20 protein-coding genes are annotated in these 22,945 nt (G+C 69.1%); 14 read left to right on the top strand and 6 right to left on the bottom strand.

Going from position 1 to position 22,945, the window contains the following annotated elements; all coding sequences use genetic code 11:
- Nucleotides 1-91: 91 nt before the first annotated feature.
- Both ACZ54P_RS09535 and ACZ54P_RS09530 read left to right on the top strand, forming a co-directional pair.
- Nucleotides 92-394 carry a WXG100 family type VII secretion target gene (locus ACZ54P_RS09535; protein ID WP_465461072.1) on the top strand — a complete coding sequence of 101 codons (303 nt, stop codon included), beginning with the start codon at nt 92-94 and terminating at the stop codon, nt 392-394.
- Between the two features lie 26 nt (nt 395-420).
- On the top strand, nt 421-714 hold the full coding sequence (locus ACZ54P_RS09530; protein WP_465461071.1) for a hypothetical protein: 294 nt from the start codon (nt 421-423) through the stop codon (nt 712-714).
- Between the two features lie 91 nt (nt 715-805).
- Here ACZ54P_RS09530 and mycP read toward each other — a convergent pair whose 3' ends face one another.
- Genes mycP through ACZ54P_RS09515 form a run of 3 tightly spaced genes read right to left on the bottom strand, consistent with a single transcriptional unit; the run spans nt 806 to nt 3,397 of the window.
- Nucleotides 806-2,089, bottom strand: a complete 1,284-nt coding sequence (gene mycP, locus ACZ54P_RS09525; protein ID WP_465461070.1) for a type VII secretion-associated serine protease mycosin — start codon at nt 2,087-2,089, stop codon at nt 806-808.
- A 4-nt stretch (nt 2,090-2,093) separates the two neighbouring features.
- The gene (locus tag ACZ54P_RS09520; RefSeq protein ID WP_465461069.1) at nt 2,094-3,056 is read right to left on the bottom strand and encodes a DUF6177 family protein; all 963 of its coding nucleotides are present in this window, start codon (nt 3,054-3,056) and stop codon (nt 2,094-2,096) included.
- Nucleotides 3,053-3,397, bottom strand: a complete 345-nt coding sequence (locus ACZ54P_RS09515) for a hypothetical protein (RefSeq protein ID WP_465461068.1) — start codon at nt 3,395-3,397, stop codon at nt 3,053-3,055. Before ACZ54P_RS09515 ends, ACZ54P_RS09520 begins: the two co-directional genes overlap by 4 nt.
- Nucleotides 3,398-3,534: 137 nt before the next feature.
- Here ACZ54P_RS09515 and ACZ54P_RS09510 point away from each other — a divergent pair, with 137 nt between their 5' ends.
- From ACZ54P_RS09510 to ACZ54P_RS09495, 4 genes are read left to right on the top strand one after another with little or no spacing between them, the layout of a single operon-like run.
- Complete coding sequence (locus tag ACZ54P_RS09510; protein WP_465461067.1) at nt 3,535-3,900, top strand: YbaB/EbfC family nucleoid-associated protein; 366 nt, start codon at nt 3,535-3,537, stop codon at nt 3,898-3,900.
- A 32-nt stretch (nt 3,901-3,932) separates the two neighbouring features.
- On the top strand, nt 3,933-4,220 hold the full coding sequence (locus ACZ54P_RS09505; RefSeq protein ID WP_465461066.1) for a hypothetical protein: 288 nt from the start codon (nt 3,933-3,935) through the stop codon (nt 4,218-4,220).
- Between the two features lie 13 nt (nt 4,221-4,233).
- Nucleotides 4,234-8,703 (top strand): WXG100-like domain-containing protein, encoded by a 4,470-nt coding sequence (locus ACZ54P_RS09500; protein ID WP_465461065.1) that lies wholly within the window; start codon nt 4,234-4,236, stop codon nt 8,701-8,703.
- Nucleotides 8,660-9,586 carry a hypothetical protein gene (locus tag ACZ54P_RS09495; RefSeq protein ID WP_465461064.1) on the top strand — a complete coding sequence of 309 codons (927 nt, stop codon included), beginning with the start codon at nt 8,660-8,662 and terminating at the stop codon, nt 9,584-9,586. Before ACZ54P_RS09500 ends, ACZ54P_RS09495 begins: the two co-directional genes overlap by 44 nt.
- A gap of 17 nt (nt 9,587-9,603) precedes the next feature.
- Here ACZ54P_RS09495 and ACZ54P_RS09490 read toward each other — a convergent pair whose 3' ends face one another.
- Nucleotides 9,604-10,857: a sensor histidine kinase gene (locus ACZ54P_RS09490; RefSeq protein WP_465461063.1), complete on the bottom strand. Its 1,254-nt coding sequence runs from the start codon at nt 10,855-10,857 to the stop codon at nt 9,604-9,606.
- Nucleotides 10,854-11,519, bottom strand: coding sequence for a response regulator transcription factor (locus ACZ54P_RS09485; protein ID WP_465461062.1), 666 nt, complete (start codon nt 11,517-11,519; stop codon nt 10,854-10,856). The genes ACZ54P_RS09490 and ACZ54P_RS09485 overlap by 4 nt, the downstream gene beginning before the upstream one ends.
- A gap of 178 nt (nt 11,520-11,697) precedes the next feature.
- Between ACZ54P_RS09485 and ACZ54P_RS09480 the strand changes: the two genes are divergently transcribed.
- From ACZ54P_RS09480 to ACZ54P_RS09465, 4 genes are all read left to right on the top strand, one after another.
- Nucleotides 11,698-12,351 carry a helix-turn-helix transcriptional regulator gene (locus ACZ54P_RS09480; protein WP_465461061.1) on the top strand — a complete coding sequence of 218 codons (654 nt, stop codon included), beginning with the start codon at nt 11,698-11,700 and terminating at the stop codon, nt 12,349-12,351.
- Nucleotides 12,351-14,000 (top strand): right-handed parallel beta-helix repeat-containing protein, encoded by a 1,650-nt coding sequence (locus ACZ54P_RS09475; protein ID WP_465461060.1) that lies wholly within the window; start codon nt 12,351-12,353, stop codon nt 13,998-14,000. Before ACZ54P_RS09480 ends, ACZ54P_RS09475 begins: the two co-directional genes overlap by 1 nt.
- A 107-nt stretch (nt 14,001-14,107) precedes the next feature.
- Nucleotides 14,108-14,770 (top strand): winged helix-turn-helix domain-containing protein, encoded by a 663-nt coding sequence (locus tag ACZ54P_RS09470; protein WP_465461059.1) that lies wholly within the window; start codon nt 14,108-14,110, stop codon nt 14,768-14,770.
- A gap of 770 nt (nt 14,771-15,540) precedes the next feature.
- Nucleotides 15,541-15,933, top strand: coding sequence for a hypothetical protein (locus ACZ54P_RS09465; RefSeq protein ID WP_465461058.1), 393 nt, complete (start codon nt 15,541-15,543; stop codon nt 15,931-15,933).
- A gap of 72 nt (nt 15,934-16,005) precedes the next feature.
- Here ACZ54P_RS09465 and ACZ54P_RS09460 read toward each other — a convergent pair whose 3' ends face one another.
- Nucleotides 16,006-16,707, bottom strand: coding sequence for an IclR family transcriptional regulator (locus ACZ54P_RS09460; protein ID WP_005158149.1), 702 nt, complete (start codon nt 16,705-16,707; stop codon nt 16,006-16,008).
- 79 nt (nt 16,708-16,786) lie between these two features.
- On the opposite strand from ACZ54P_RS09460, the gene leuC reads away from it, so the two are divergent.
- From leuC to ACZ54P_RS09440, 4 genes are all read left to right on the top strand, one after another.
- Complete coding sequence (gene leuC / locus ACZ54P_RS09455; RefSeq protein WP_465461057.1) at nt 16,787-18,205, top strand: 3-isopropylmalate dehydratase large subunit; 1,419 nt, start codon at nt 16,787-16,789, stop codon at nt 18,203-18,205.
- Between the two features lie 33 nt (nt 18,206-18,238).
- On the top strand, nt 18,239-18,841 hold the full coding sequence (leuD, locus tag ACZ54P_RS09450) for a 3-isopropylmalate dehydratase small subunit (RefSeq protein WP_465461056.1): 603 nt from the start codon (nt 18,239-18,241) through the stop codon (nt 18,839-18,841).
- Between the two features lie 253 nt (nt 18,842-19,094).
- A complete protein-coding gene (locus ACZ54P_RS09445) occupies nt 19,095-19,763 on the top strand; it encodes an HU family DNA-binding protein (protein ID WP_465461055.1) in 669 nt (222 codons plus the stop codon).
- Nucleotides 19,764-19,942: 179 nt separating this feature from the next.
- On the top strand, nt 19,943-22,696 hold the full coding sequence (locus ACZ54P_RS09440) for an AfsR/SARP family transcriptional regulator (protein ID WP_465461054.1): 2,754 nt from the start codon (nt 19,943-19,945) through the stop codon (nt 22,694-22,696).
- Nucleotides 22,697-22,945: the final 249 nt, after the last annotated feature.

Raw genomic sequence — 22,945 nt, 5'->3', positions numbered from 1 at the left:
GCAGGAAGCTGCCGACCACCGGAAAGCACCGTGATCGCTCACTAACTTGGCGGAGGTAAGGGATCACCTATGTCGTGGAATGGAGAAAGACATGAGCTACGACCAGATCTACGGCGCGACGCCCGAGATGTCCTCGTTCGGCCTGAAGACCAGGTCCATCGGCGAGGAAATCAACGCCCAGGTGCAGTCGAGCCTCAGCAGCATCCAGGGGTTGAGCTCCGGCTGGAACGGTCAGGCGAACAAGGCGTTCGAGGGCGTCGAGTTCAACAGGCAGGGAAGCTGGACCACGAACACCCAGAACATCGACACCATGGCCGACGGGATCACGCAGGCGGCCGTCCGCTACTCCGACGTGGACGACCAGGGGAACACCGTCATTTCTCAGGTCATCTAGCCCGTACTGGTTGAAGGGGAAGACAAATGTCCGACGGACTTATTTCGGCCAGGTTCGGCGACCTCCACTCCATCGCCGGTGGCCTGCAGAACGCCATGAGCCAGCACGAACAGTCGTTGGAGGACCAGCGGCACGAAGCGCTGCGCTCGCAGGACTTCTGGGGCGGCCAGAACAACGAAGAGATGTACGCCGCCGTGATGCAGGACCGCAAGATCGCCGACGAGGACATCCAGCGTGGCCAGAATCAGGGCAGGGCCACGAGCACGACGGCGGACGGCTATCAGGACTGCGTCACGCAGTGCAGCGCCTTGTTCAGCTGACGGGTCGCGGGTACGACGAATCCCCGGAGCCTCGCGCTCCGGGGATTCGTCGCGTCCGGGAACCGTGAATCCGCCCGCGGTGTGCCGGTCCTCAAGGCTCCGAGATCAGGAAGACCTGTTCCGGCGGTTCGACCACGGCGGGCTGATCCGGCACGGCGGCGGCGCGGGCGGGCCGCCAGCGCCGGCGTCGCCCACGAGGCGCGATCACCGCGATCAGCGCGGCCAGCACGACTCCGGTCACCGCGGCGACCGTGAGCCACTTCGCGATCGCCGCCGTCCGCTCGTCACCGGCCTCCCGGTCGAGCCGCGCCTGATCCGGCGGCGACGGGACGAAGGCGGGCAGGGTCGCGGGTTTCTGCGGATCGAGCCCGTCGGTCACCGCCCGGTACGGGTCGACCAGCCCGGCCCCGTAAGCGGGACTGCCCTGGCCGCCGCGGGCCGGGGCCGCCGTCGCCACCAGCCGCTGCGCGACTTCGGCGGCGCTGAGGCCGGGCCAGGCCGACCGCACCAGCGCCGCGGTACCGGTGACGAACGGGGCGGCGAAACTCGTGCCGTCGACATAAGCGTGGCCCGCCACTCTCGTCGCGGTCAGTACCTTGGCGCCGGGCGCGACGAGATCGACATACCGGCCCACCTGGGAACCCTGGATCCGCGCGCCGTCGATGTCCACCGCGCCCACCGCGAGCACACCGGGGTAGGAGGCCGGATACGACGGCACTTCGGTGGTCGCGTCCCGTTGCGCGTTGCCCGCCGCGGCCACCACCAGGACATCCCTCGCGACCGCGTAGGCGACGGCGTCGCGGATGACGGCGAAGTCTTCGTGGCCCGCCAGGGAAAGGTTCAGCACCTTGGCGCCCTGGTCCGCGGCGTACCGAATCCCGTTGGCGACGACGTAAGGATCGATCCGCAGTGCCTCGCCCTGGTCGCCGACGTCGCGATCGCTGATCCGCACCGGCAGGATCCGCGCGTCCGGCGCGACTCCGTGGAATCCGATGCCCACCACCGGGTCCGCGGCCACTATGGCGGCCACACCGGTGCCGTGGGACACGCAGTCGAACGCGCCGGGATAACTGCCGGCGAGATAGAAGTCCCGGCCGGGAAGGACTTTCCCCGGCCGCTGGAGTTGCGGATGATCGGCGTCGACCCCGGAGTCGACCACGGCGACGAGCACCCCGCCGCCCCGGCTGTGCGGCCACGCCCGGCGCGGGTCGATGGCCTGTTGCGCCCAGGGTTGCGCCGGTACGGCGGAGCGCGCCGGTTCCGGCGTATGACAGGCGCCCGCCGGGGGTGCGGCCTGAGCGGAGGGTGTGCTTCCGAAGAACTGAGCTGTCACGGCGAGCACCGCGGCCAGCGCGGCCACCTGGTTTCGTTTCACTGGTTCAGCTCCCGGCGGGCTTGCCGTAGTGGTGAAGGATGTCGGTGAGTTGTTCGAAGGGCGCGGAGGTACCGCCGTCGAACCGGCACCAGAGCGCCTTGCGGAAGCCCGCGCCCAGGAGTTTCACGCGCGCGGCCGGCGTCCGGTGCGCGTGCGCCACGCCGAAGGCGGAGACCAGTTCGTGTCCGAAAAGGACTCCGTAGGGCAGTGCGGGCGGCGCGGGAGTCGAGGTACGCACGCCGTGGACGCGCCCGGGATGCGCGGCGACGACCAGGCGCGTCACCGTTCCCGCGCACTCGGCGGCCAGGTCTTCGATCCGGCGGGTGTCCACCGAACCCGCCGCCGGACCGCTGAGCCGGAGTTCCTCGACGACGTCTTGGTCCACTTGGGACACCTGGAGCCGTCCCGCCACGCCTTCTCCGACGACGATCAGTGAGGCCGCCCGCGGCGGCCGCGCAAGGCAATGGGCGGAGACGTCCGAAACCGACCAGGGTTCGGTGACCGGTTCCGCGACACCCCAGCCGAACGGCCCGGAACCGGTGAGCGTCCGCATCGCGATCTCAGTACTCCGGCCGAGCCGGAGTGGTTCCCCGGCCGGGTACGACGTCGTGATCCTGACTTCGAGATCCCCGCTTCCCGGTGCGTACTTTCGCGGGGTGGGGATCGTCGCGCCTCGGTCCGGGACGAATCGGGCGTCTTTCCAGATCAGGGGAAGGCCCAGGAAGCCGTCGCGATACCCACCGAAGTCGTCACGCACGACCCAGCCAGCCCGCGCGTCGGCGAGCAAGGATTCCGCCGGGAAGGTCAGGCCGCCGCGCGAGTGGGTGACGAGTTGCAGCACCCGTCCGCTGTCGACGGCGGTCCTGGCCGCGTCGACCAGCCAGGTGGAGGCGGGAACCACGTCGCGGAACTGTTCGACGACGAGTGCTTCGGAGGTCGCGCGGTCGGCGGCCGGATGCGCACTCATCGGCTCGCCCACGTCATTCCGCCGGTCGCGGCGACCAGGGCGGCGGTGAACTCCCGTGCCGCGGTCTCCGCTTCGGCGTCGTCGTCTGGGGCACGCCCCTCGACCCACCACACCGGTGGCGGCACCTCCACGCCGAGCAGTCGCCGCACTTCGCCGGGCACTCGCACCAGCCGCCCGGTCTCGATGGCCAGCAGCACCCGTCCCTCGGGATGCCGCAGCAGGAAGAGCAGCCGGTCTTCGTCCACGTCCACTTCGGACACCGGGCTCGCGGTCCGGATCGCCGAGACCAGGGTGTCGGCATCGGGTTCCCGGCGGCACAGGCCGACCACGTCGAAGGTCATCGGGGCGGCTCCTTTCTCCGTGTCACATGGTCGTGCGCGGAGCGGCGAGACGAGTCCCTGTGACAGCAACAGGTCACGTTGCCCCGCGAAGCTCCTGGCGACGACAAGCTGGCGAGGACGCCAACAGGGGAGGTGCCATGGATTCGCCGTTTCAGCTGGACATGCGGGCCGAGTACGGGCGGATGGCCGAGGACATCCGGTCGACCCAAGCGCGGATGGCCCGGATCCGGGCCACCGCCGAATCCGACGACGGGCTGATCGGCGTGACCGTCGGCGGGGCAGGCGAACTCATCGAACTATGGCTGGACCCGCGGATCTACCGGGCGCCCGATTCGACCGCGCTGGCACGGGAAATCACCGAAACCTTCCACCGCGCCGTCGAACGATCCCAGGAAGAGGTGATGGGGATAGTCGCGGGCTTCCTGCCGGCCGACGCCACTCCCGGGACGACGGATCTGCGGTTCGATCCGCTGTTGCACGAACTCGACCGGAGGGGCCGATGACCGGCGGTCAGGGCGGGCCCGGGAAAATCGACATGTCCCCCGAAGAAACGACGGGACAGCTGAACAGACTGCGCGCCGCGGGGGACGCTCTCGAACCGGCCTGGCTGCTGCAGCGCGGCAAGATCGACGCCCCCGAGCGGATCGGCGGCGGCCCGCTGGGGCGTGCCTTCACCGCCCTCTACTCGGCACCGAAAACCGCGGTGGCCGGCGCCATGGACCAGATTCCCGGGATCTACCGGCAACTGGCGGACAACGGCGGCCAGGCGGTGCAGGCCTACCAATCCGCCGACGGTGCCGCCGCCGGCCAGTACAACCGGTGAAGCCGCCGCGGTCATGAGCGACATCGTCGAGCCGGAGGGGGATCTCTGGAACTGGGTGGTCTCGAACGGGGGGCAGCCCAGGGAAGCGATCTGGCCGTCGGACAGCGAAACCGCCGCGTGGGATCTGGGCACGGCATGGGGCGAATCCGCGAAGGCGCTGAACGACGCCGTCCTGCTTTCCGACAACGCCGCCGGGGAACTGCGCAAGGCCTGGCGGGACGCCGCCGGTTTCGAGCTCTACTACGCCATCCACTCCTTGAACAACGGTTCGCCCGGCGAATCGGGGGTCAAGGAGATGGTGGAGGCGATGACCAGCCTGTCCGGGGCCTGCCGCGACTACGGGAATCTCATCGTCTCGGCGAAGCATGACATCCGGAAGCACATTTCCGACAACAACGAGCTTTTCGGCCGCTGCACCAGCTGGGCGGCGCAGACGGTGTTCGCCATCAAAGTCGCCCAGCAGATCGCGACCCTGATGAACGACTACGCGACCAAGGTCGGCAAACCGGTGGGCGAGGAGACCAAAACGCCGAAGAAGCCGAAATCGAGGGGCTTCTGGGGAAAAATCGGCGGGTTCTTCGTCGGTATCGGTGAAGGCGCCGTCGAGATGTTCGTCGGTTTCGCCGCGCTCGCGGGCTATGGCGACGGGCACTTCTCCTGGGACACGTTCGGTACGGCGTGGAAAGGACTGGGCAAGTTCGGCCTCGCCGTGGCGACCTACTCGACCCCGGGTTTGGCGCAGCTCGACCAGACCGTCGGCATCCCGGGTTTCGAACGCGGCGCCATGGGCGACACGCTGAAAGAAGCGGGCAAGGCGCTGGTCGCGTGGGACACCTGGAGCGAGGACCCGTCCCGCGCGGCGGGCAAGGCCACCTTCAACATCGTCAGCTCCGTGCTCGGCACGAAGGGCGCGGGAGCGGGGCTCCGCGGCGCGGGTGCCGCCGCGGCGGGAAGCAAGGTCAGCACGGTCGCCGCCGTGGGCCGCGTCGCCGAAAAGGCGGGGACGGCGATCACCAAGATCCCCACCGGCACCGAACTGGCCGCCAAGGCCGTCCGCAAGGTCCCCGGCGTCGATTCGCTGCTCTCGAAGGTGGGGCTCGGACAATCGCCCGCCGGGGTGCCGGCGCACACTGGTGACACCCCGCCCCCGCCGCACAACCCGCGTACGCCCGACGACACTCCGCCGACGAATCCGCCAGGTGACCGGACGCCGGACGGGCCGACGCCCGAGCGTCCGCCGAACCGGCCGCCTGGCGACCGGACTCCGGAACACGTACCCGACGAGCGGCGACCTGCCAGGACGACGGAAGAGCGGGTTCCCGACCGCACTCCGGAGCCTTCGACTCGCCCCGAACCCGTGACCCGGCCCGAACCCGTGACCCGGCCCGAGCCCACGACCCGCCCGGAGCCCGCGACCCGGCCCGGTTCCGTGGGCGAAGCCATGGAGCGGGGCGCGCCCCACGCGTCCGGAAAGGACACGCCGCACACCGGCACGGAGCAGGGTTCCCCCGCTCCCAAAACGAACGAGGAGACGCCGCCCGCGTCGCACCGCGAGCAAGAGTCCTCGCCGGCGTCCCGCGCCGAGAACCCGTCCGAAGCCACCCGGCCCGACGCCTCCGAGGCGCCCGTCCATCACGAGCGGACGAACACCTCGAACGGGGATGTCGAAGCGGCGGGACATCGGGCCATGGACGTGGACCAGCCGAGGGCCACGATCAACCCCGAGACCGGTGAAGTCCGCATGTCCGACCGGGTCGACCCGGCCCACACGCGCGAATCGACGGTGCTCCCGGAAGCGGAAGCCGTCCGGAAGGCGCAGCAGGAGTGGGCGACGGCGGCCCCGGTCGTCCCGCGGACACGCACCCAGAAGGTGATCTACACGACGGCGCGTGTGCTCGGCTTGGTGCACATCGGTGAGGACATGGCACGGGGGCACCACATCACGCCCAGCAGTGAGCCGCCGACGCCGCATCCCACCAGGGAACCCGCCCCGAAGGACCCCGGCGCGAAGGACCCCGCCGCGAAGGACAAGGAGGTGGCACCGGAGAAGAAGTCCACTCCGGACTCCCTGCCGGAAGGTGATCCCGGACGGGCGCCGCGGCACGACACCGAGTTCGTCGACGTGGACCTCGACGCGGGCAAGCCCCGTCAAGTCGAACCTCCTGAGCCCGCCCCGAAAGGCGAGCCCGCGTTGGCGGGTCAGGCGCCCCCGGCGGCCGCCGCGGCGGCCCGTGGGGCCGTGCCGGAGACACCGCGGCCGCTCACCCGCTCGCACTGGAGCACGGGGGAGCTGTGGCCGGAACTCGGGCCGCGCAGTCCGGGTTCGAGGATGCCGATGGGCGACCCGTTCCCGGACCGGCAATTCCGGCTGCCGAAGCCCCCGACCCGGGGCGGCTACCACCCCCAGCACCCGAGCCCGGCACGCGCGCCGGACGGGGACGTGCCCCCGGCGCGGGACATCCATTCCGTCATCAACCCGGACGAGCCGGTGCCGCCGGGCGGAAGCCACCACGACGGGGGAGACGCCGGAGACTCTCCTCCCCCACGCGAGGAAACGGGCGTCCCCGACCAGGATCCCCTTGGCCCGCACCGCGCTCCCGACCCCGATCTGGATCCGCAGATCCAGACGAGGTGGCACGAGCCCGATTTCGACCAAGTGGCGCAGAGAAAGCTGGGCGAGAACGAGTCGTTCTTCGCGTCGGCCGAGAACCTGGAGCCCCGCACCCGGTACGACATCTACGGTCCCGACGGCACCGTGCGCAGTCACGCCTACACCGATTCCCGAAGTGTGGTCACGCACGTGGACGCCGTGGCGCCGAACAACCGGCACCACATCAACGCGGAAGTCGCCTGGCCCGCCCGCAACGCCGATTACCGCGTCCAGGTCGGCCACCGGGTGGACTCGTTCGCGACCAAGGCCGACGGCACCACCCATACGGTGACTTCCGCGGAAGCGGTGGACACCATCCACGGCAAGCACCACGTCACGCGTAACGCCGAGGTCGAGACACCGGGGCGGCCTGCGAAGACGGTGCGTGTGCCGAACGAGCACATCCCGGCACCCAAGGTGGACGAACCGTTCAGCCACCGATCGGGACTGGACGAGAACACCCGCTACCACGTCGTCGACGAAGAAGGCCGTCCTCGGGGCACTTTCCAGACCGATGGCGAGGGCAAGGTCAAGTGGATCGACACCGACCAGCATCCCGGCCGGGTGAATCCGGAGCTGGTAAACCGCCTCGGTGACGCCAACTACCGGGTCGACCGCGGGCCGATGCACCAGGAGTACCGCGTCGACGGGGACGGGATTCCCGAGCCAGGCGTGAAGTACGAACGACCCGAGACCATCGGTCCACCGGTACACCACGAACGCGAGGTCGGGCAGTCCGAAGCCTTCAACCGGAAGCACACCGACGCCGCCGGGAACCCCAAACTGGACGCGGACGGAAACCCGACGCTGGAGCCTAACAAGGCACATACGGTCACCGACGAGTACGGGCAACCACGCGCGACCCACTACACCGACGCGGACGGGAAGATCACCCACGTCGAGGCGGAGACCGGCCAGCGAGGGCGGACGAACGCCGAGATCAAGCACGGCGACAGGATCGGCGCCGATGTCACCCAAGACGGTTTCTACGGGACCAAGCGGGCGAAGGACCCCGAGCACACGTGGCCGAAGCCGGACAACGAGGTCACCTACAACGCGAAGGGCGAGAAGTTCACCGGCGGGAAGACCGAGGACTGGGCGCCTCATCAGCGGGAGCAGGTGACGAAGGCGTTCACCGGCAAGCACGGCGAGCCGTTCACGAACCGGACCGATCTGCCGCCGAACACCCGGTTCACCCTGGTCGACCACAACGGTCTTCCTTACGGCACTTTCCAGACCGGGCCCACCGGGGCGGTCACCCACGTGCACACCGGAAAGCCGTTCGACGCGGACCTCAACCAGCCGCCGAAGTCGGCGGTGGTCAGTGTGGACGACGGCACGGCCTTCCACCGCACCGATGCCCGGGGCAACACCGTCGCGACGTCGGGCGTGCCGGATCCGGACGGCGCCTCCACCTTGCGGCGCGACGGTTCCGCTCAGAGCCGCGTCGGTGCGAGCGGCGGCATCGAGGTGAAGCCCGACGGCAAGAGCGGGAACATCGACGACGGTGGACACCACCGCGGCACCGCTCGAGGCGGTGGTGGTGAGGCGATCAACCAGGGCACCGAAGGGCGCCGACAGAATCAAGGCAACAAGAACACCCCGCTCACCCCGAAAAAAGACACTTTCTTCGCGCTTGAGCGTCGCCAGGACAAGGCGGGAGATGTCGTTTGGGAAGATATCTTCGAGCTTCGTGACCGCGGGGTGGACGACGCGCACTCACGCCATGTCCGGTGGCGTGAAGTAGACGAAAACGGCAGGACGACCATCCACGTGAGGAGCTTCCCCAATGACCACAACGTCGAACTCTGGCCCAGGGACTTCCGGAGCTGACGATCCGGCCGAGCTGGAACAGCAGGTGGGGAACGCGCTCGTCGACCTCGTCGGGGAACAGGGCTGGCGCCGCATCGACCTGATCAGCCGGATGACCGTCCCGGTCCAGGACCTGGCGTTGACCGTCCTTCGTGACGACGGTTCCACGCTCGAGATCGCCCCGCCCGTCGACTTGAACCGGCCCCTGGCCCGCTTGCGTGTCGCGCAGTACCGGCGTGAGCCGGAGCGCGGCGCCTGGTTCTCCGCGAGGTTCACCCTCGACTCGTCGGGGGCCTTCTTCCGCAGCTACAACCGCGATTACGAACCGGAGTGGAATCCGGCAATCGGGGATTCGAACTATGCGGAGGATCTCAAGCTCTTCGCGAGGGAACTGGAACACACTCCGGATTGGCTGCTCGACAAGCTGCCCGAATGGAAGGATCGCCCCGCCCCGCCGGAGAAGGACGTCACCGAGCTGCTCCCGTTGAACCAGGCACAGGTCGGCGAGGTGGTCACCGCGTTCCGGGATCACCTGATGCAGCACGCGCCGGTCGACTGGCAGCAGGCCTTCGTCGACTTCCGTTCGATCGGCGGCTATGTGGAGCTGCACGCTCAGGTGCTGACCGTTTTCGGCCAGGCGATCGAGTGGGAGCCCCCGGAGGCGGTCGCCTTCTTCACGGGCCTGCGCGGTGACATGTACAAGCCGGGGGAGGGAACCTGGACGTCCGTCAAGTTCCACCTCGTGGTGAACGGGAAGTTCAGCGCGGAGTACGGCTGGTACGACGAGCCTGACTGGGACCACCGGCCCGACGCGCGGTTCTTCCAAGAGGAGCTTCGGAGGTACCCGCGTGCGGACGAGCATGTTCCCGGCTGGCTTCGCGATGGAGCGGAACCGCCGCGGTAGCGGTTCCGCTCCCCGCCTCAGTTCGTGCTGATCGGAAGCCTCAGTTCGAAGATCGCGCCGCCCTCGTCGGCGTTGTACACCGCGAGTGTGCCGCCGTGCGCCTGCGCGACCCACCGCACGATGGACAACCCGAGCCCGGAAGACCCGCCGGTGCTGGCGAACCGGTCGAAGGCGTCGTCCGCCATGGTGGTGTCGATGCCGGGGCCGTGGTCCGCGACGGTCACGGTGCCGCCCGCCACGGTCAGGTGCACGAACGCCTTCGCGCCCGGTTGGCGGCCGTAGCGCACGGCGTTGTCGAGGAGGTTGCCGATCGCGCGTTGCAGCAGTGCGGGGTCGGCGTTGACCTTCGTTGGCGCGGCGGTGACGGTGACTTCGGCGTTGTCGGTCGCGTTGTCCTCGACCACGCCCACCACCAGCTGGTCGAGCCAGATCGGCTGGATGCTCAGCTGTTCCACGCCCGCGGCGAGCCGGGCGCGGACGAGCAGATCGTCGATGATGCCGCCCATTCTCGCGGCGAGCCGGACGGTTCGCGGCAGGAGTTCCGCCGACTGGGCCGGGTTGACCATCGCGGTTTCGGCGAGCGCGCGCAGGGCGGCGACCGGGGTGCGGAGGTCGTGCGCGGTTTCGGCGAGCAGGACCTCCTGTTGCTGCAAGGCCGCGGCCGCCGGCCGGATCGAGCGGCCGGACAGCAGGTGGCCCGCGAAACCGAGGACCGCGATCAGCAGGACGGTGCCGCCGATCACCAGCAGGGTGAACTGGGTGTGCGCGTCGTCTTCGGCAGCCGTGGACTGTACCGCGACGACGGCGGCGAAGGTCCTGCCGTTCTTGTCCCGCAACGGTTCCGCGCGAACCTTGACCACTTGGCCGTCCATCGCCTTTTGGTGGCCATGCACCAGTTTGCCGGTCCGCACCGCTTCGGTGGCGAGGCCGTTCAACAACTGCGGGTTCATCGGGACGCAGGTCGCGCGCGAAAGGTGCGGCTGGAACGCGGGCGCGCTGCCGGGCAGGATCGCGAACTGCGGGCAGCGATCGTTCAGCACGTCGGTGTTGACCAGGTCGAAGCCCACGGTGCCGTCGTAGGCGACCAGTCTGCTGACCGACGACGTGACCTGGGTCAGCGCGGCGTCGATCCGTTCCTCGCCCTGATCGCCGTCCTCGTTGATGAGCAGCCACGCGAAGACGACCAGCCCGAGCGTGTTCATCACGGTGAACAACGCGGTCAGCAGCCAGCGCAGCCTGCGCAGCCGATCGGCCGAGGAGTGGGTGTTCATCGGGTGCCCAGCCGGTAGCCGAGCCCGCGGACGGCGTGGATCAGTTCGGGCTCCTTCAGTTTACGGCGCAACCGCTTCACCACCACGTCGACCACATTGGACATCGGATCGGCCTGCGCGTCCCAGCAGTGCTCGATCAGATCCGCCCGCTGCACCGGCAGTCCCGCCCTGGTCAGCAGGTATTCGAGCACGGCGTACTCCTTGTTCGTCAAGGTGAGCAGCACGCCCGCCCGGCGCACTTCGCGCCGCGCGCAGTCCATCACCAGGTCTTGGTACTGCAACATCGACGGCCGGTCGAACGCGGCCCGGCGGCACAGGTTGCTCACCCGCTCGGTCAGTTCGGCCATCACGAACGGCTTCACGAGGTAGTCGTCACCGCCGTGCTCGAACCCCGCGACCCGGTCGGCGAGCGCGTCGCGGGCGGTGAGGAACAGCACCGGCGCCCGCCAGCCCAGCTGCCGTCGCATGTGGACGTAGTCGATCGCGTCGCCGTCCGGCAGCATCCGGTCGAACACCACGCAGTCGTGGCCGCCCGTCCGCAGCACCCTGTCCGCGGTCGCGATGTCGGCCGCGTCGTCGACGGCGAAGCCGGCCGCACGCAGCTGCGTGACCAGCGCGAGCCGCAGATTCTCGTCGTCTTCGACGACCATCACCCGTGTCATCAAAACCTCATGTTCGGACAGCGAAAGTAGACGCATGCAGTTTCACCGACCCGCCGCGCCGGCCCGGTTGCCCCTGAACGCTAACGCGTCGGGCATCGCCGGCCGCCCGGACGGGAGGAACTGGCATGAACAGGACGTGGTCGGCGGTACCGCGCGGGGGAAAGGGAGGGACAGCGCCATGAACGTGCACACCAGCGGGCTCAGCCTGGTCGTGGGATCGGAACCGGCTCGTGACCGGGCCGGACTGGCCGAGCTCCTCGCGGCCGTGAGGAGCGAAGTACTCATCATGAGCGCGGGAACGGATTCCACGTTCCAGCGGATCGCGCTCGCGAACGTGCGCCCCGGAGTGCGGTACAAGGTGCTGTTCCCCGACGCCGCGCGGATGTCCGGTGCGCTCAACCGGGTCTCGAGGGCAGGGGCCGAGGTGCGGACCGACGCCGAGGTCCCGATGGACGCGCTGGTGATCGACCGGACCTCGGTCGTCCTCCCCGCGGACGGCAGGCAGACCGGTGCCGCGGTGTTCCGGCTGCCCGGGGTGGTCACCGCGACGGTCGGGCTGTTCGAGCGAATCTGGCAGGCCGCCGCCCCGCTCGTCCCACTGGACCTCGTGGAACCCGAGGACGCCTCGATGCTGACCTGCCGCGAGCAGGAACTGCTGACCCTGCTTTTCTCCGGCACGACCGACGAATCCGCCGCCGCGCGGCTCGGCATCTCGGTGCGCACGGTGCGCCGGATGGTCGCCGACATCATGAACCGGCTGGGCGCCAGGAGCCGGTTCCAAGCGGGCGCCAAGGCCGTCGACCGCGGCTGGCTGATGGCCAAGGCGGGCTGATGACCACTTCGACCCCCGGCCGCGTCCTGCTGGTGGCGCCCCGGCCCGGCGCGTATCCGACCATCGGCGCCGCCTTGTCGGACGCCTCCGACGGCGCCGTCGTCACCATCGCGAGCGGTGAATACGCCGAGACCGTCGAACTGACCGGGCTGCGGGTGACGCTGGCCGCGGCGGACGGCGCGACCGTCGTCGTCGACGGCCGGGGCGCCGACCGACCCGTTTTCCGCGCCACCGGTGGATCGCTTGCCCTGAAGGGGATCGAAATCCTGGCGGACGGCGCGTCCGCGATCGAGGCCGAGGCCACCGAACTGACCGTCCAGCGCTGCACCCTTTCCGGCGGTCGCGGGCCGGCGATGGCGATCCGCGGCACGACGGCGTTCACCGTGACCGCCAGCGTGATCACGGGCGCGGAGCAGGGGATCCTCGTCGACGGTGCGCCCGGCAGGATCGAAGACACCACCGTCGAAGACGTGCTGGGAGACGGGATCACCCTCGGACAGGGCGCCGACCCGGTGGTGACCGGCTGCACGGTGACCGGCTGCGGGCTGCGCGGTTTCTACGTCTACCAGTACGCACGGCCGACCATCGAAGGCTGCGTGATCGCGCACACCGGTTACGAGGGCATCGCCGTGGCGCACCACGGCGCGCCGGTGATCAAGCGGTGCACGGTCACCGACACCCGCGGCTCCGGGATCGCGTTCGCTTCCGGCTGCGGTGGCGAGATTTCCGCGTGCCGGGTCGCCAACACCGCGGAACCGGGGATCTCGATCGCCGAGGGGGCGACGCCGACGCTGTCCGAGGCCGCAGATCCGGCCGCCGTCGGTGACAGCGCGCTGGACGAGATGCTCGCCGAGCTCGACGGGATGATCGGCCTTCCCGGCGTGAAGGAAGAGGTCCGTGCGCTGGTCGACGAGTTGCAGGTCAACGAATGGCGTCGCCGGGCCGGATTGCCGATCGGCGCCACCGGTCACCATCTGATCTTCGCGGGCGCGCCAGGCACCGGTAAGACGACGGTCGCCCGGATCTACGGGAAACTGCTGAAGGCGCTGGGAGTCCTGCCGGACGGCCAGTTCCGCGAGGTGTCCAGGCGCGATCTCGTCGGGCAGTACATCGGGCACACCGCCGAAAAGACCGCGAGCGTGTTCGAGGAGGCCAAGGGCGGCGTCCTGTTCATCGACGAGGCGTACACGCTTTCGCGGCTCGCCGGTTCCGGTGGCGACTTCGGCCAGGAGGCGATCGACACCCTGGTGCCGCTGATGGAGGAGCATCGTGACGAGGTGGCGGTGATCGTGGCCGGGTACACCGGCGAGATGGTCGACTTCCTCGCCGCCAACCCCGGTCTCGCCTCCCGGTTCGGCAAGACGATCGAGTTCGAGAACTACACTCCCGACGAACTGCTGGCCATCTTCGGGCGGATGGCGTCGGCTGGGGACTACGAACTCGATCCCGACACCGCTCCGGTGCTGACCGAGCACTTCCGGTTCATCTCCGGTGACGTCAACTTCGGCAACGCGCGGGACGCGCGCCGGTTGTTCGAGAAGGTGCGCAAGGCGCAATCGCAACGATTGCGGCTGCTGGGCCGAATGCCCGCCGTCGAGGAACTGCGCGGACTGCGAGTGGCCGACGTGCTGGCCGCGACCGCGCGCTGACGCCCTGCCGAACGTCGATCGCGGACACGGGTTCACCTACAGAGAATGCCGCCCTGCCGAACGTCGATCGCGGACACGGGTTCACCTACAGAGAGTAGGGTTTCCGTGTGCGGGTGCTGGTGACCGAGGACGACGAGAACTTACGGGTGGCGCTGGAATTCGCCTTGCGTGGCGACGGGTTCGCGGTGGACACCGCCGCCGACCTGCCCGCCGCGGACGAGGCGCTGATGGTGAACGCCTACGACTGCGCGGTGTTCGACCGGATGCTGCCTTCGGGTGACGCGCTGGCGTACGTGCGCAACCGGCGCGGCGCGGGCTGGCCGATGCCGGTGCTGTTCCTGACCGCGCGCGACAGCGTCGCCGACCGGATCGACGGGCTGCGCGTCGGCGGCGGCGACTATCTGGTCAAACCGTTCGCGATGCCGGAACTGATCGCCAGGGTGCGCAGCCTGTGCCGCCGCGACATGGCCGGGCAGGCGGTGGTGCTGCGCTGCGCCGACGTCGAACTCGACACCGGCAGGCACCAGATCTCGCGGGCGGGCGTGCTGCTCACCGTGACCCGCAAGGAGTATCTGGTCATGGAACGGCTGCTGGCCGCGACCGGGCGGCCGGTTTCGCGACCGGAACTGATCCGGTACGCGTGGGACGAGATGGCGGACCCGGCGTCCAACGTGCTGGACGTCGTCATCGCGCGGCTGCGGCGGAAACTCAAGGATCCGCCGCTGATCCACACCGTGCGAGGCTCGGGATACCGTTTGGCGCCCTCGTGAGTGGTAATGACGGTTCTAACCGTCATTACCACTCACGAGACGTGAGCTACCGCGTTTCCGGTGTCGCCAGTCCGTGAAGGACTCATTGAGGGACTCTGGGTTCCTCAATGTTCCCTTCACTCCCTCGGGCCAGCACCATCAGCCTCAGCAGCACCACCAGTCACAACGGCGGCGCGTGAAGGGCCCCTTCCCTCGGCTCAGCCGAGGAAACTCGACCTTCACACCTTCCCCAGTACATGAAGGCCCCCTTCCTTGCGCCTAGCGCAAGGAAGGGGGCCTTCATGTACTTCGCTCGACGAGGCCGCAGGCCACGAGTAGGTACCTATCGAGAAGAAAGCCAACCGTGTCGTGGTTGCGGGCGGGCCTGTTCGTCGGGGTGAGGGGCAGGGCGAAGGCGTAACTCGCGTGCTCAGAGGCGGAACTCGCGTGCCTGGACCCCGCACTCGGGTGTTACGCCTCCAAGCACGCGAGATCCGGCTCCAAGCACGCGAGTACGGCGCCACGTCACCCAAGCCACCATCCCGCCCGAACACACCACGTTTGCCTTAACCCTCACTACCACTCACGAGACGTGAGCCACCGCGGTTCCGGTGTCGCCAGGCCGTGAAGGCCTCCTTCCCTACCTTGAGCGTAGGGAAGGAGGCCTTCACGGACTCCAGCCCCAAGAACCGGCGCCGCCGGCCTGACCGGGACCGGCCGCGCTCCGTCTCACGTCCCGGATGTGCCATGCTCGACAGCGCACGAGGCGGCGAAACCGAGAGGTGACGAGGGTGTCCATCTGGGCAGGCGTGATCAATTTCGTCCGGGCACGGTACGAGGTGCTCGAAGAGCGGGACGGCTGGCTCCGGTTCCGGGCCGACACCGAGGACGGCCGCGGCCAGCAGGTGTCCTTGCACCACTTGCCCGACCACGACGGCGCGGAGTGGGTGGAGATCTCGTCTCCGGTCGGCTGGGCCGACAAGATCGACCTGCGGCGCCTGCTCGAACTGGCCGGCGGTGATTCGGTCGGCGGCGCGGCCGTGGTGGACGGCGTCGCGCTGCTCAAGCACACGGTCCCGCTGATCGACCTGAACCTGGTCAACGAGTTCGAACATCCGCTGAAGGCCCTCGTCGCCCGCGCCGACGCGCTCGAACACGAGCTGACCAAGGCCGACGAGTTCTGATCCGGCCGGTCCATTCAGGACGGAAAAGGTGAAGGCCCCCTGCGCCGCAGGGGGCCTTCGCTCGTCTTGGGGTCAGAGTCGCTCTTGCAGCGCGTCCGCGGCGGCGAGCAGGTCCGCGGCCCAGCGTGCCCCCGGTTTACGCCCTATCCGTTCGATGGGCCCGGAAACCGACACCGCGGCGACCACGGTGCCCGTCGAATCCCGGACCGGCGCCGAGACACTCGCCACACCGGGTTCCCGCTCCGCCACGCTCTGGGCCCAGCCGCGGCGGCGGACCTCCAGCAGCGTGCGCTCGCCGTAGACCGCCTCGGAAAGGATCGTCCGCTGCGTATGCGGATCCGACCACGCGGCGAGGACCTTCGCGCCGGAGCCCGCGGTCATCGGCAGCCGTGAACCGATCGGCACCGTGTCACGGAGACCGCTGGGCGGTTCCGCCGTCGAAACGCAGACGCGCTGGACGCCGTCGCGGCGGTAGAGCTGAACGCTTTCCCCGGTGATGTCGCGCAATTTCGGCAGCACCGAGCTCGCCGCGTCGAGCAGCGGGTCGGTCGAACCGCCAGCCAGTTCCGCGAGCGCGGTACCCGGCCGCCATCGCCCGTCGGGGCCGCGGCGCAACAGACGATGCACCTCGAGGCCGACCGCGAGCCGGTGCGCCGTCGCGCGCGGCAACCCGGTCCGCGTGCACAGTTCCGCCAGGCCACAAGGATCTTCGGCCACGGCCTGAAGCACGGCCACGGCCTTGTCGAGTACTCCGATACCGCTATGCTGTCCCACAAGCCGATACTATCTTCCCGAAGTTTGAGATGTCCAGATGGTGGGAAGTACCGATTTCACCGCATGTGAGGAGCCGGAAATGCCCCGGACACTGGCCGAGAAAGTGTGGGAGTCGCACCTGGTGCGGCGCGGCGAAGGGGCCGAGCCCGACCTGCTCTACATCGACCTCCACCTGCTGCACGAGGTCACCAGCCCGCAGGCGTTCGACGGACTCCGTCTGGCCGGCCGGAAACTGCGCCGCCCCGACCTCACCATCGCGACCGAGGACCACAACGTCCCGACGATCGACATCGAGCTGCCGATCGCGGATCCGGTGTCCCGTACCCAGGTCGACACCCTTCGCAACAACTGCAAGGAGTTCGGTGTCCGGCTGCACCCGATGGGCGACGCCGAACAGGGCATCGTGCACGTCATCGGCCCGCAGCTGGGCCTGACCCAGCCCGGGATGACCGTGGTGTGCGGCGACAGTCACACCTCGACGCACGGCGCGTTCGGCGCGATGGCCTTCGGGATCGGCACCTCCGAGGTCGAACACGTGATGGCCACCCAGACCCTGCCGCTCCGTCCATTCAAGACGATGGCGATCACCATCGACGGGGAACTGCGTCCCGGTGTCACGGCGAAGGACGTCATCCTCGCGGTGATCGCGAAGATCGGCACCGGCGGCGGGCAGGGCTACGTCCTCGAATACCGCGGCAAGGCCATCGAGAACCTGTCGATGGAAGCCCGGATGACGGTGTGCAACATGTCGATCGAAGCGGGCGCGCGCGCCGGGCTCATCGCCCCGGACGAGACGACGTTCGCCTACCTGAAGGGGCGTCCGCACGCGCCGCGGGGCGCGGACTGGGACGCCGCCGTCGAGAACTGGCGCGAACTCCGCACGGACGACGACGCCGTCTTCGACGCCGAGGTGCGCCTGAACGCCGACGAGCTCACGCCTTTCGTGACCTGGGGCACCAACCCCGGCCAGGGTCTCCCGCTGGGCGCCGAGGTGCCCGACCCCGAGAAGATCGGCGACGAGAACGAGCGCGTCGCCGCCGAGAAGGCCCTGTCCTATATGGACCTCAAGCCGGGCACGCCGCTGCGTGAGATCGCGGTGGACACCGTCTTCCTCGGCTCCTGCACGAACGGCCGTATCGAGGACCTGAGGGCCGCCGCGGACGTCCTGCGCGGGCACAAGGTCGCCGAGTCGGTCCGGATGCTCGTGGTCCCCGGCTCGATGCGCGTCCGGAAGGCCGCCGAAGCCGAAGGCCTGGACCGGATCTTCCTCGACGCGGGCGCGGAATGGCGCCAGGCGGGCTGCTCGATGTGCCTCGGCATGAACCCGGACCAGCTCAAGCCGGGCGAGCGCAGCGCGTCGACCTCGAACCGCAACTTCGAAGGCAGGCAGGGCAAGGGTGGCCGGACGCACCTGGTCTCGCCGCTCGTGGCCGCCGCGACGGCCGTGCGGGGCACCCTCTCCAGCCCCGAAGACCTGCTGCCCGTCACCGCCAGCTGACATCGCCGACATCCGCGAAGGAGTTTCCGAACCATGGACGCGTTCACCCACCACACCGGCGTCGGGGTCCCGTTGCGCAGGTCCAACGTGGACACTGACCAGATCATCCCGGCGGTCTACCTCAAGCGCGTGAGCCGCACCGGCTTCGAGGACGGGCTCTTCGCCGCCTGGCGCTCCGACGAGTCGTTCATCCTCAACCAAGAGCCCTTCAAAAGCGGGTCGGTCCTGGTCGCGGGCCCGGACTTCGGTACCGGTTCCTCCCGCGAGCACGCGGTCTGGGCCCTGATGGACTACGGCTTCCGGGTCGTGATCTCCTCCCGGTTCGCGGACATCTTCCGTGGGAACTCGGGCAAACAGGGTCTGGTCGCCGCTCAGGTCGAGCAGGCGGACGTCGAACTGCTGTGGAAGCTGCTCGAAAACGAGCCTGGGACGGAGGTCACGGTGGACCTCGAGTCGAAGACGGTACGAGCCAAGGACTTCACCGCGCCCTTCCAGATCGACGACTACACCCGCTGGCGGCTCCTCGAAGGGCTCGACGACATCGCCCTGACACTCCGCCATGCGGAGGAGATCGACACTTTCGAGTCCCAGCGCCCCTCCTGGAAGCCGGTGACCCTCCCGGCTGCCACTTCTTAAGGCCTGCCGAAGGGGGCGGATTCCCTTGCTGAGCAGGGAATCCGCACCCGGCCGAGGCTCTCCAAGACAGCCGGAGAAACCACACCGAACGGCACCTCAAGAGGCCCCGGAGGGGTCCCTCAAGAGGCGGAACCGCCCCCGAGACAAGGGAAATTTCCGCGCGTCGTTTGGAATTTGTGCTGCATTGGTAATACCGTGTGCGCTAAGTCGGCCGACGGGGCCGTGTACAAGTAGTTCTTCTTGGAGGACTGGAATGGCCAACAAGGCCCAGCTGATCGAGGCGCTGTCGGAGCGCCTGGGCGACAAGAAGGTCGCGTCGGAGGCCGTCGATGGCCTTGTCGACATCATCATCCGGACGGTCAACAAGGGCGAGAAGGTGAACATCACCGGCTTCGGTGTGTTCGAGAAGCGCGCCCGCGCCGCCCGCACCGCGCGGAACCCGCGCACCGGTGAGACCGTTCGCGTCAAGAAGACCAACGTGCCCGCCTTCCGCGCGGGGACGACCTTCAAGGACGTCATCAGCGGTTCGAAGAAGCTGCCGAAGGCGACCGCTGTGAAGCGTACGACCGCCGGCACCACCACTCGGACCGCCGCCACCCGCGCGACGACGACCCGGACGGCCGCCAGCCGCCCGGCCGCGACGCGTTCCACCACCACGCGGACCCGCGCCGCCGCGACCACCACCAAGGCCGCCGCGAAGCCGGCCGCCAAGGCGACCGCGACCAAGGCCGCGGCCAAGACGACCGCCACCAAGGCGGCGCCGAAGACCGCGGCGAAGGCCACGACTCGCGCCACCACGGCCAAGAAGGCGACCGCCACCAAGGCGACCGCCGCGAAGCCGGCCGCCAAGGCGACCGCCGCCAAGGCTCCCGCGAAGAAGGCTCCGGCCAAGCGGACTTCGGCGGCCGCGAAGAAGAAGTAAGCTCCCTCTCCACGAGTGAGCCAACGGCAGGGCCCCGCGCACGGCGCGGGGCCCTGCCGCAGTTTCCGGGGCCCTCTACCGGGGAAAGCCGGGGAACCCGCCCGGCCGCCGTCCTGCTTGTGTCACGCTTCTCGCCGGGGAAACCGAGGCGGGGACCACAGGATCGGCAGGACTGGAGGGTGGCCACCATCGAAATCCGGCTTCTCGGCCCGTTCCGGGTGATCGTGGACGGGGTACCGCGCTCGCTCGGCAGCGCCCGTCAGCGCGCCCTGCTCGCCACCTTGGCCCTGTCTTGCGGCCGCCTGGTTTCCATCGACACGCTCGCGCGCGGGGTCTGGGGACCCGAACCCCCGGAACGGATCCGCGGCAGCCTGCAGACGAATGTGATGCGCTTGCGGCGGTTGTTCGGTGACGACATCGTCGTGACCGAACCGGACGGTTACCGTCTCGTTTCCGCTCCCGCCGGGGTCGACGCGCTGCGATTTCTGCACCTGCTCGACGAAGCCGTCGGAAAAGAACCGGCCGAGGAACGGGAACTGCTGGCCGGGGCGATCTCGCTCTGGGACGGCACACCGCTGGAAGGTGTCGGTTCCCCCACTCTCGCCGACGAATGGGGCCCGCTGCTCACCGAGCGGTATCTGTTCGCCGTCGAAAGGCGGATCGATCTCGATACCGGGGTCGTGGCCGACGCGGAACTCGTAGCCGAATTGACCGATCTGGTCGGTCAGCATCCGCTCCGGGAATCGTTATGGGAAAGACTCGTGCGGATTCTCGCGCGCTCGGGCAGACGGGCCGAAGCGCTGGCCGGATACGCCCGGCTGCGGTCGATTCTCGCCGAGGAACTCGGTGTCGAACCGGGTGCGGAACTGCGGCGGCTGCACGCCGGACTGCTCGCCGCCGACGTTCCCACGGAGACGGTGGCTCCGGTGCCCCCGGTACCGCGCCAGCTTCCCTTCGACGTCACGGGTTTCACCGGACGCGAAACCGAACTGGCCCGGTTGGACGGGTTTCTCGACCAGGACCGGCCGACACGGATCGTGGTCATCGAAGGGACCGCCGGGGTCGGAAAGACCGCTCTCGCCGTCCATTGGTCGCATCGGCTGCGGGAAAGATTCCCCGACGGACAACTCTTCGTAGACCTGCGTGGGCATTCCGCGGGTACCCCGGTCACTCCGATGGACGCACTGTCGGAGTTCCTGCAGGCGGTGGGGGTGTCCGCCGACGCACTGCCCTCCACAGTGGAGCAACGGTCGGCGGCGCTGCGCGGCAGGCTGGCCGGGACCAGGATGCTGATGCTGCTGGACAACGCGCGTGACGCCGAGCAGATCCGGCCGCTGCTGCCCGGATCGGGCAATCTCGTCGTGGTCACCAGCCGGAACCAGTTGCGGGGACTGGTCGCCAGGGAAGGGGCGCGGCGGATGCCGTTGCGCTCCTTGGACGAGCACGCGGCCAAGGCGCTGCTCGCCGAAAGCGTCGGACACGCCCGGCTCGACGCCGAACCCGGCGCCGTGGCGGAACTCACCCTGCTGTGCGGCGGATTGCCGCTGGCACTGGCGCTGGCCGGGGAGCGGGCGTCCCGGTTCCCGGGCACCTCGCTGGCCTGGATCGTCGACGAATTACGGGATCAGCGGGTCCGGCTCGACACCCTGCGGGACCCGCAGGACGCGGGCACCGATCTGCGGGCGGCGTTTTCGTGGTCCTACAACGCGTTGAGCCCCGAGGCGGCCCGGCTGTTCCGGTTGCTGGGGTTGTTCCCCGGGGTGCCGATCCGGGTCGAGACCGCGGCCGTCGCGGCGGGCACCGGGGTTCTCGAGGCGCGCGAACTGCTGGATCGCCTGGCCTCGGCGCATTTGCTGAACCAGCCGAGTACCGACCGGTACCGGTTCCACGACCTGTTGCGGGTCTACGCCGCGGAACTCGCCGGGGGCGACGAACCGGCCGAACGCGAAGCGGCGCTGCGGCGGCTGATCGACTGGTACACCGCCGCGGTCGCCTCGGCGGACGAACTCATCCGCCCGGACCTGCTCACTTCGGACGTCACGCTGGAAGTCCTCGACGGGCCGCGGCTCGAGTTCGCCGACCGCGACCAGGCGACGGCTTGGTACGTCGAGGAACGTCCGGCGCTCGCCGCGCTGGTCCGGATCGCCGCCGATCGCGGCTGGGCGTCCCGTGCCTGGAAACTCGCTTGGCTGCTGCGTGCCTTCTACACCGAACGGCACGACCGGGAGGATTGGATCAGTACCGGCGAGCTCGCCGTCGAGGCCACGCGGGCCGCCTCCGACCCGCTGGGCCTGCAGTACGCCGCCAACAACCTCGGATCCGCCTACCTTCGGGCACTTCGCATCGATGAAGGGCTGGAGGCGTTGGAGGAGGCCAGGAAGGCGTCCGCGGAGACCGGCGGTTCGGAGGTCACGGTCGCGATCCTGTCGAATCTCTCGGGGGCCTACCACCTCCGCTCGGAATTCCGGAAGAGCGAACAGGTCGCCGCCGAGGCCGCGCGTCTCGCCGCCGACAACGGTCAGCGCACCTTCGTCCCGCACGCGCTCCTCAACATCAGCGCGAGCCGGATCGGTATGGGCGCCTACGACGGCGCCGTCGAAGCCGCGCTCGAAGCGAGAAAGGCCTTCGCCGATCTAGGCGACCGGTACCACGCGGCTCTCGCGCTCTCCAACTCCGGCGAAGCACTCGCGGGCGCGAAGCGGTTCGAGGAAGCGGAGGCGAGTTGTTCGGGCGCGCTGGCCGAACTCCACGCCCTCGGCGCCGAATACGGGACCATCGACACGCTCATCACGCTGACGAAGATCATGCTGAGTAAGGACCGGACCGAAGACGCGAAGGCTTACGGAGCCGAGGCGCTGGCCGTATGCCAGCGCCTCGGTGATCCCCGTGCCGATGAAGTACGGACGATGCTGTCCGTTCCACCCCCAGGCTGAACGGCGAGTACCGCGTCGTGACCCCCACGGGGACACGGATGGAGTAAACCAAGGGTTGCTGTCAGTTCGCTGTCACGCCTTCGGCGCTCGTGAGTGGTGATGACGGTTATTGAGGGGTAGGGCAAATGTGGCGCATGGGTCGCGTGCTCTCCGGTCCGTGAAGGCCTCCTTACTACCCTGAGGGTAGTGAAGGGGCCCTTCGCTACCCGCCGGTGTGATCCCTGGTGACACTGGGACGGCCGTGACGCC

Source organism: Amycolatopsis sp. NPDC034160, from assembly GCF_055575355.1.
The sequence above is the reverse complement of the archived record's forward strand: the minus strand, read 5'-3'. Positions and strand labels throughout refer to the sequence as shown.

What these genes read in the sequence shown, in the direction of transcription:
- ACZ54P_RS09535 (WP_465461072.1), top strand. Translation starts at nt 92, where the DNA reads ATGAGCTACGACCAGATCTACGGCGCGACGCCCGAGATGTCCTCGTTC.
- ACZ54P_RS09530 (WP_465461071.1), top strand. Translation starts at nt 421, where the DNA reads ATGTCCGACGGACTTATTTCGGCCAGGTTCGGCGACCTCCACTCCATC.
- ACZ54P_RS09520 (WP_465461069.1), bottom strand. Translation starts at nt 3,056, where the DNA reads ATGAGTGCGCATCCGGCCGCCGACCGCGCGACCTCCGAAGCACTCGTC.
- ACZ54P_RS09515 (WP_465461068.1), bottom strand. Translation starts at nt 3,397, where the DNA reads ATGACCTTCGACGTGGTCGGCCTGTGCCGCCGGGAACCCGATGCCGAC.
- ACZ54P_RS09510 (WP_465461067.1), top strand. Translation starts at nt 3,535, where the DNA reads ATGGATTCGCCGTTTCAGCTGGACATGCGGGCCGAGTACGGGCGGATG.
- ACZ54P_RS09505 (WP_465461066.1), top strand. Translation starts at nt 3,933, where the DNA reads ATGTCCCCCGAAGAAACGACGGGACAGCTGAACAGACTGCGCGCCGCG.
- ACZ54P_RS09500 (WP_465461065.1), top strand. Translation starts at nt 4,234, where the DNA reads ATGAGCGACATCGTCGAGCCGGAGGGGGATCTCTGGAACTGGGTGGTC.
- ACZ54P_RS09495 (WP_465461064.1), top strand. Translation starts at nt 8,660, where the DNA reads ATGACCACAACGTCGAACTCTGGCCCAGGGACTTCCGGAGCTGACGAT.
- ACZ54P_RS09490 (WP_465461063.1), bottom strand. Translation starts at nt 10,857, where the DNA reads ATGAACACCCACTCCTCGGCCGATCGGCTGCGCAGGCTGCGCTGGCTG.
- ACZ54P_RS09485 (WP_465461062.1), bottom strand. Translation starts at nt 11,519, where the DNA reads ATGACACGGGTGATGGTCGTCGAAGACGACGAGAATCTGCGGCTCGCG.
- ACZ54P_RS09480 (WP_465461061.1), top strand. Translation starts at nt 11,698, where the DNA reads ATGAACGTGCACACCAGCGGGCTCAGCCTGGTCGTGGGATCGGAACCG.
- ACZ54P_RS09475 (WP_465461060.1), top strand. Translation starts at nt 12,351, where the DNA reads ATGACCACTTCGACCCCCGGCCGCGTCCTGCTGGTGGCGCCCCGGCCC.
- leuC (WP_465461057.1), top strand. Translation starts at nt 16,787, where the DNA reads ATGCCCCGGACACTGGCCGAGAAAGTGTGGGAGTCGCACCTGGTGCGG.
- leuD (WP_465461056.1), top strand. Translation starts at nt 18,239, where the DNA reads ATGGACGCGTTCACCCACCACACCGGCGTCGGGGTCCCGTTGCGCAGG.
- ACZ54P_RS09445 (WP_465461055.1), top strand. Translation starts at nt 19,095, where the DNA reads ATGGCCAACAAGGCCCAGCTGATCGAGGCGCTGTCGGAGCGCCTGGGC.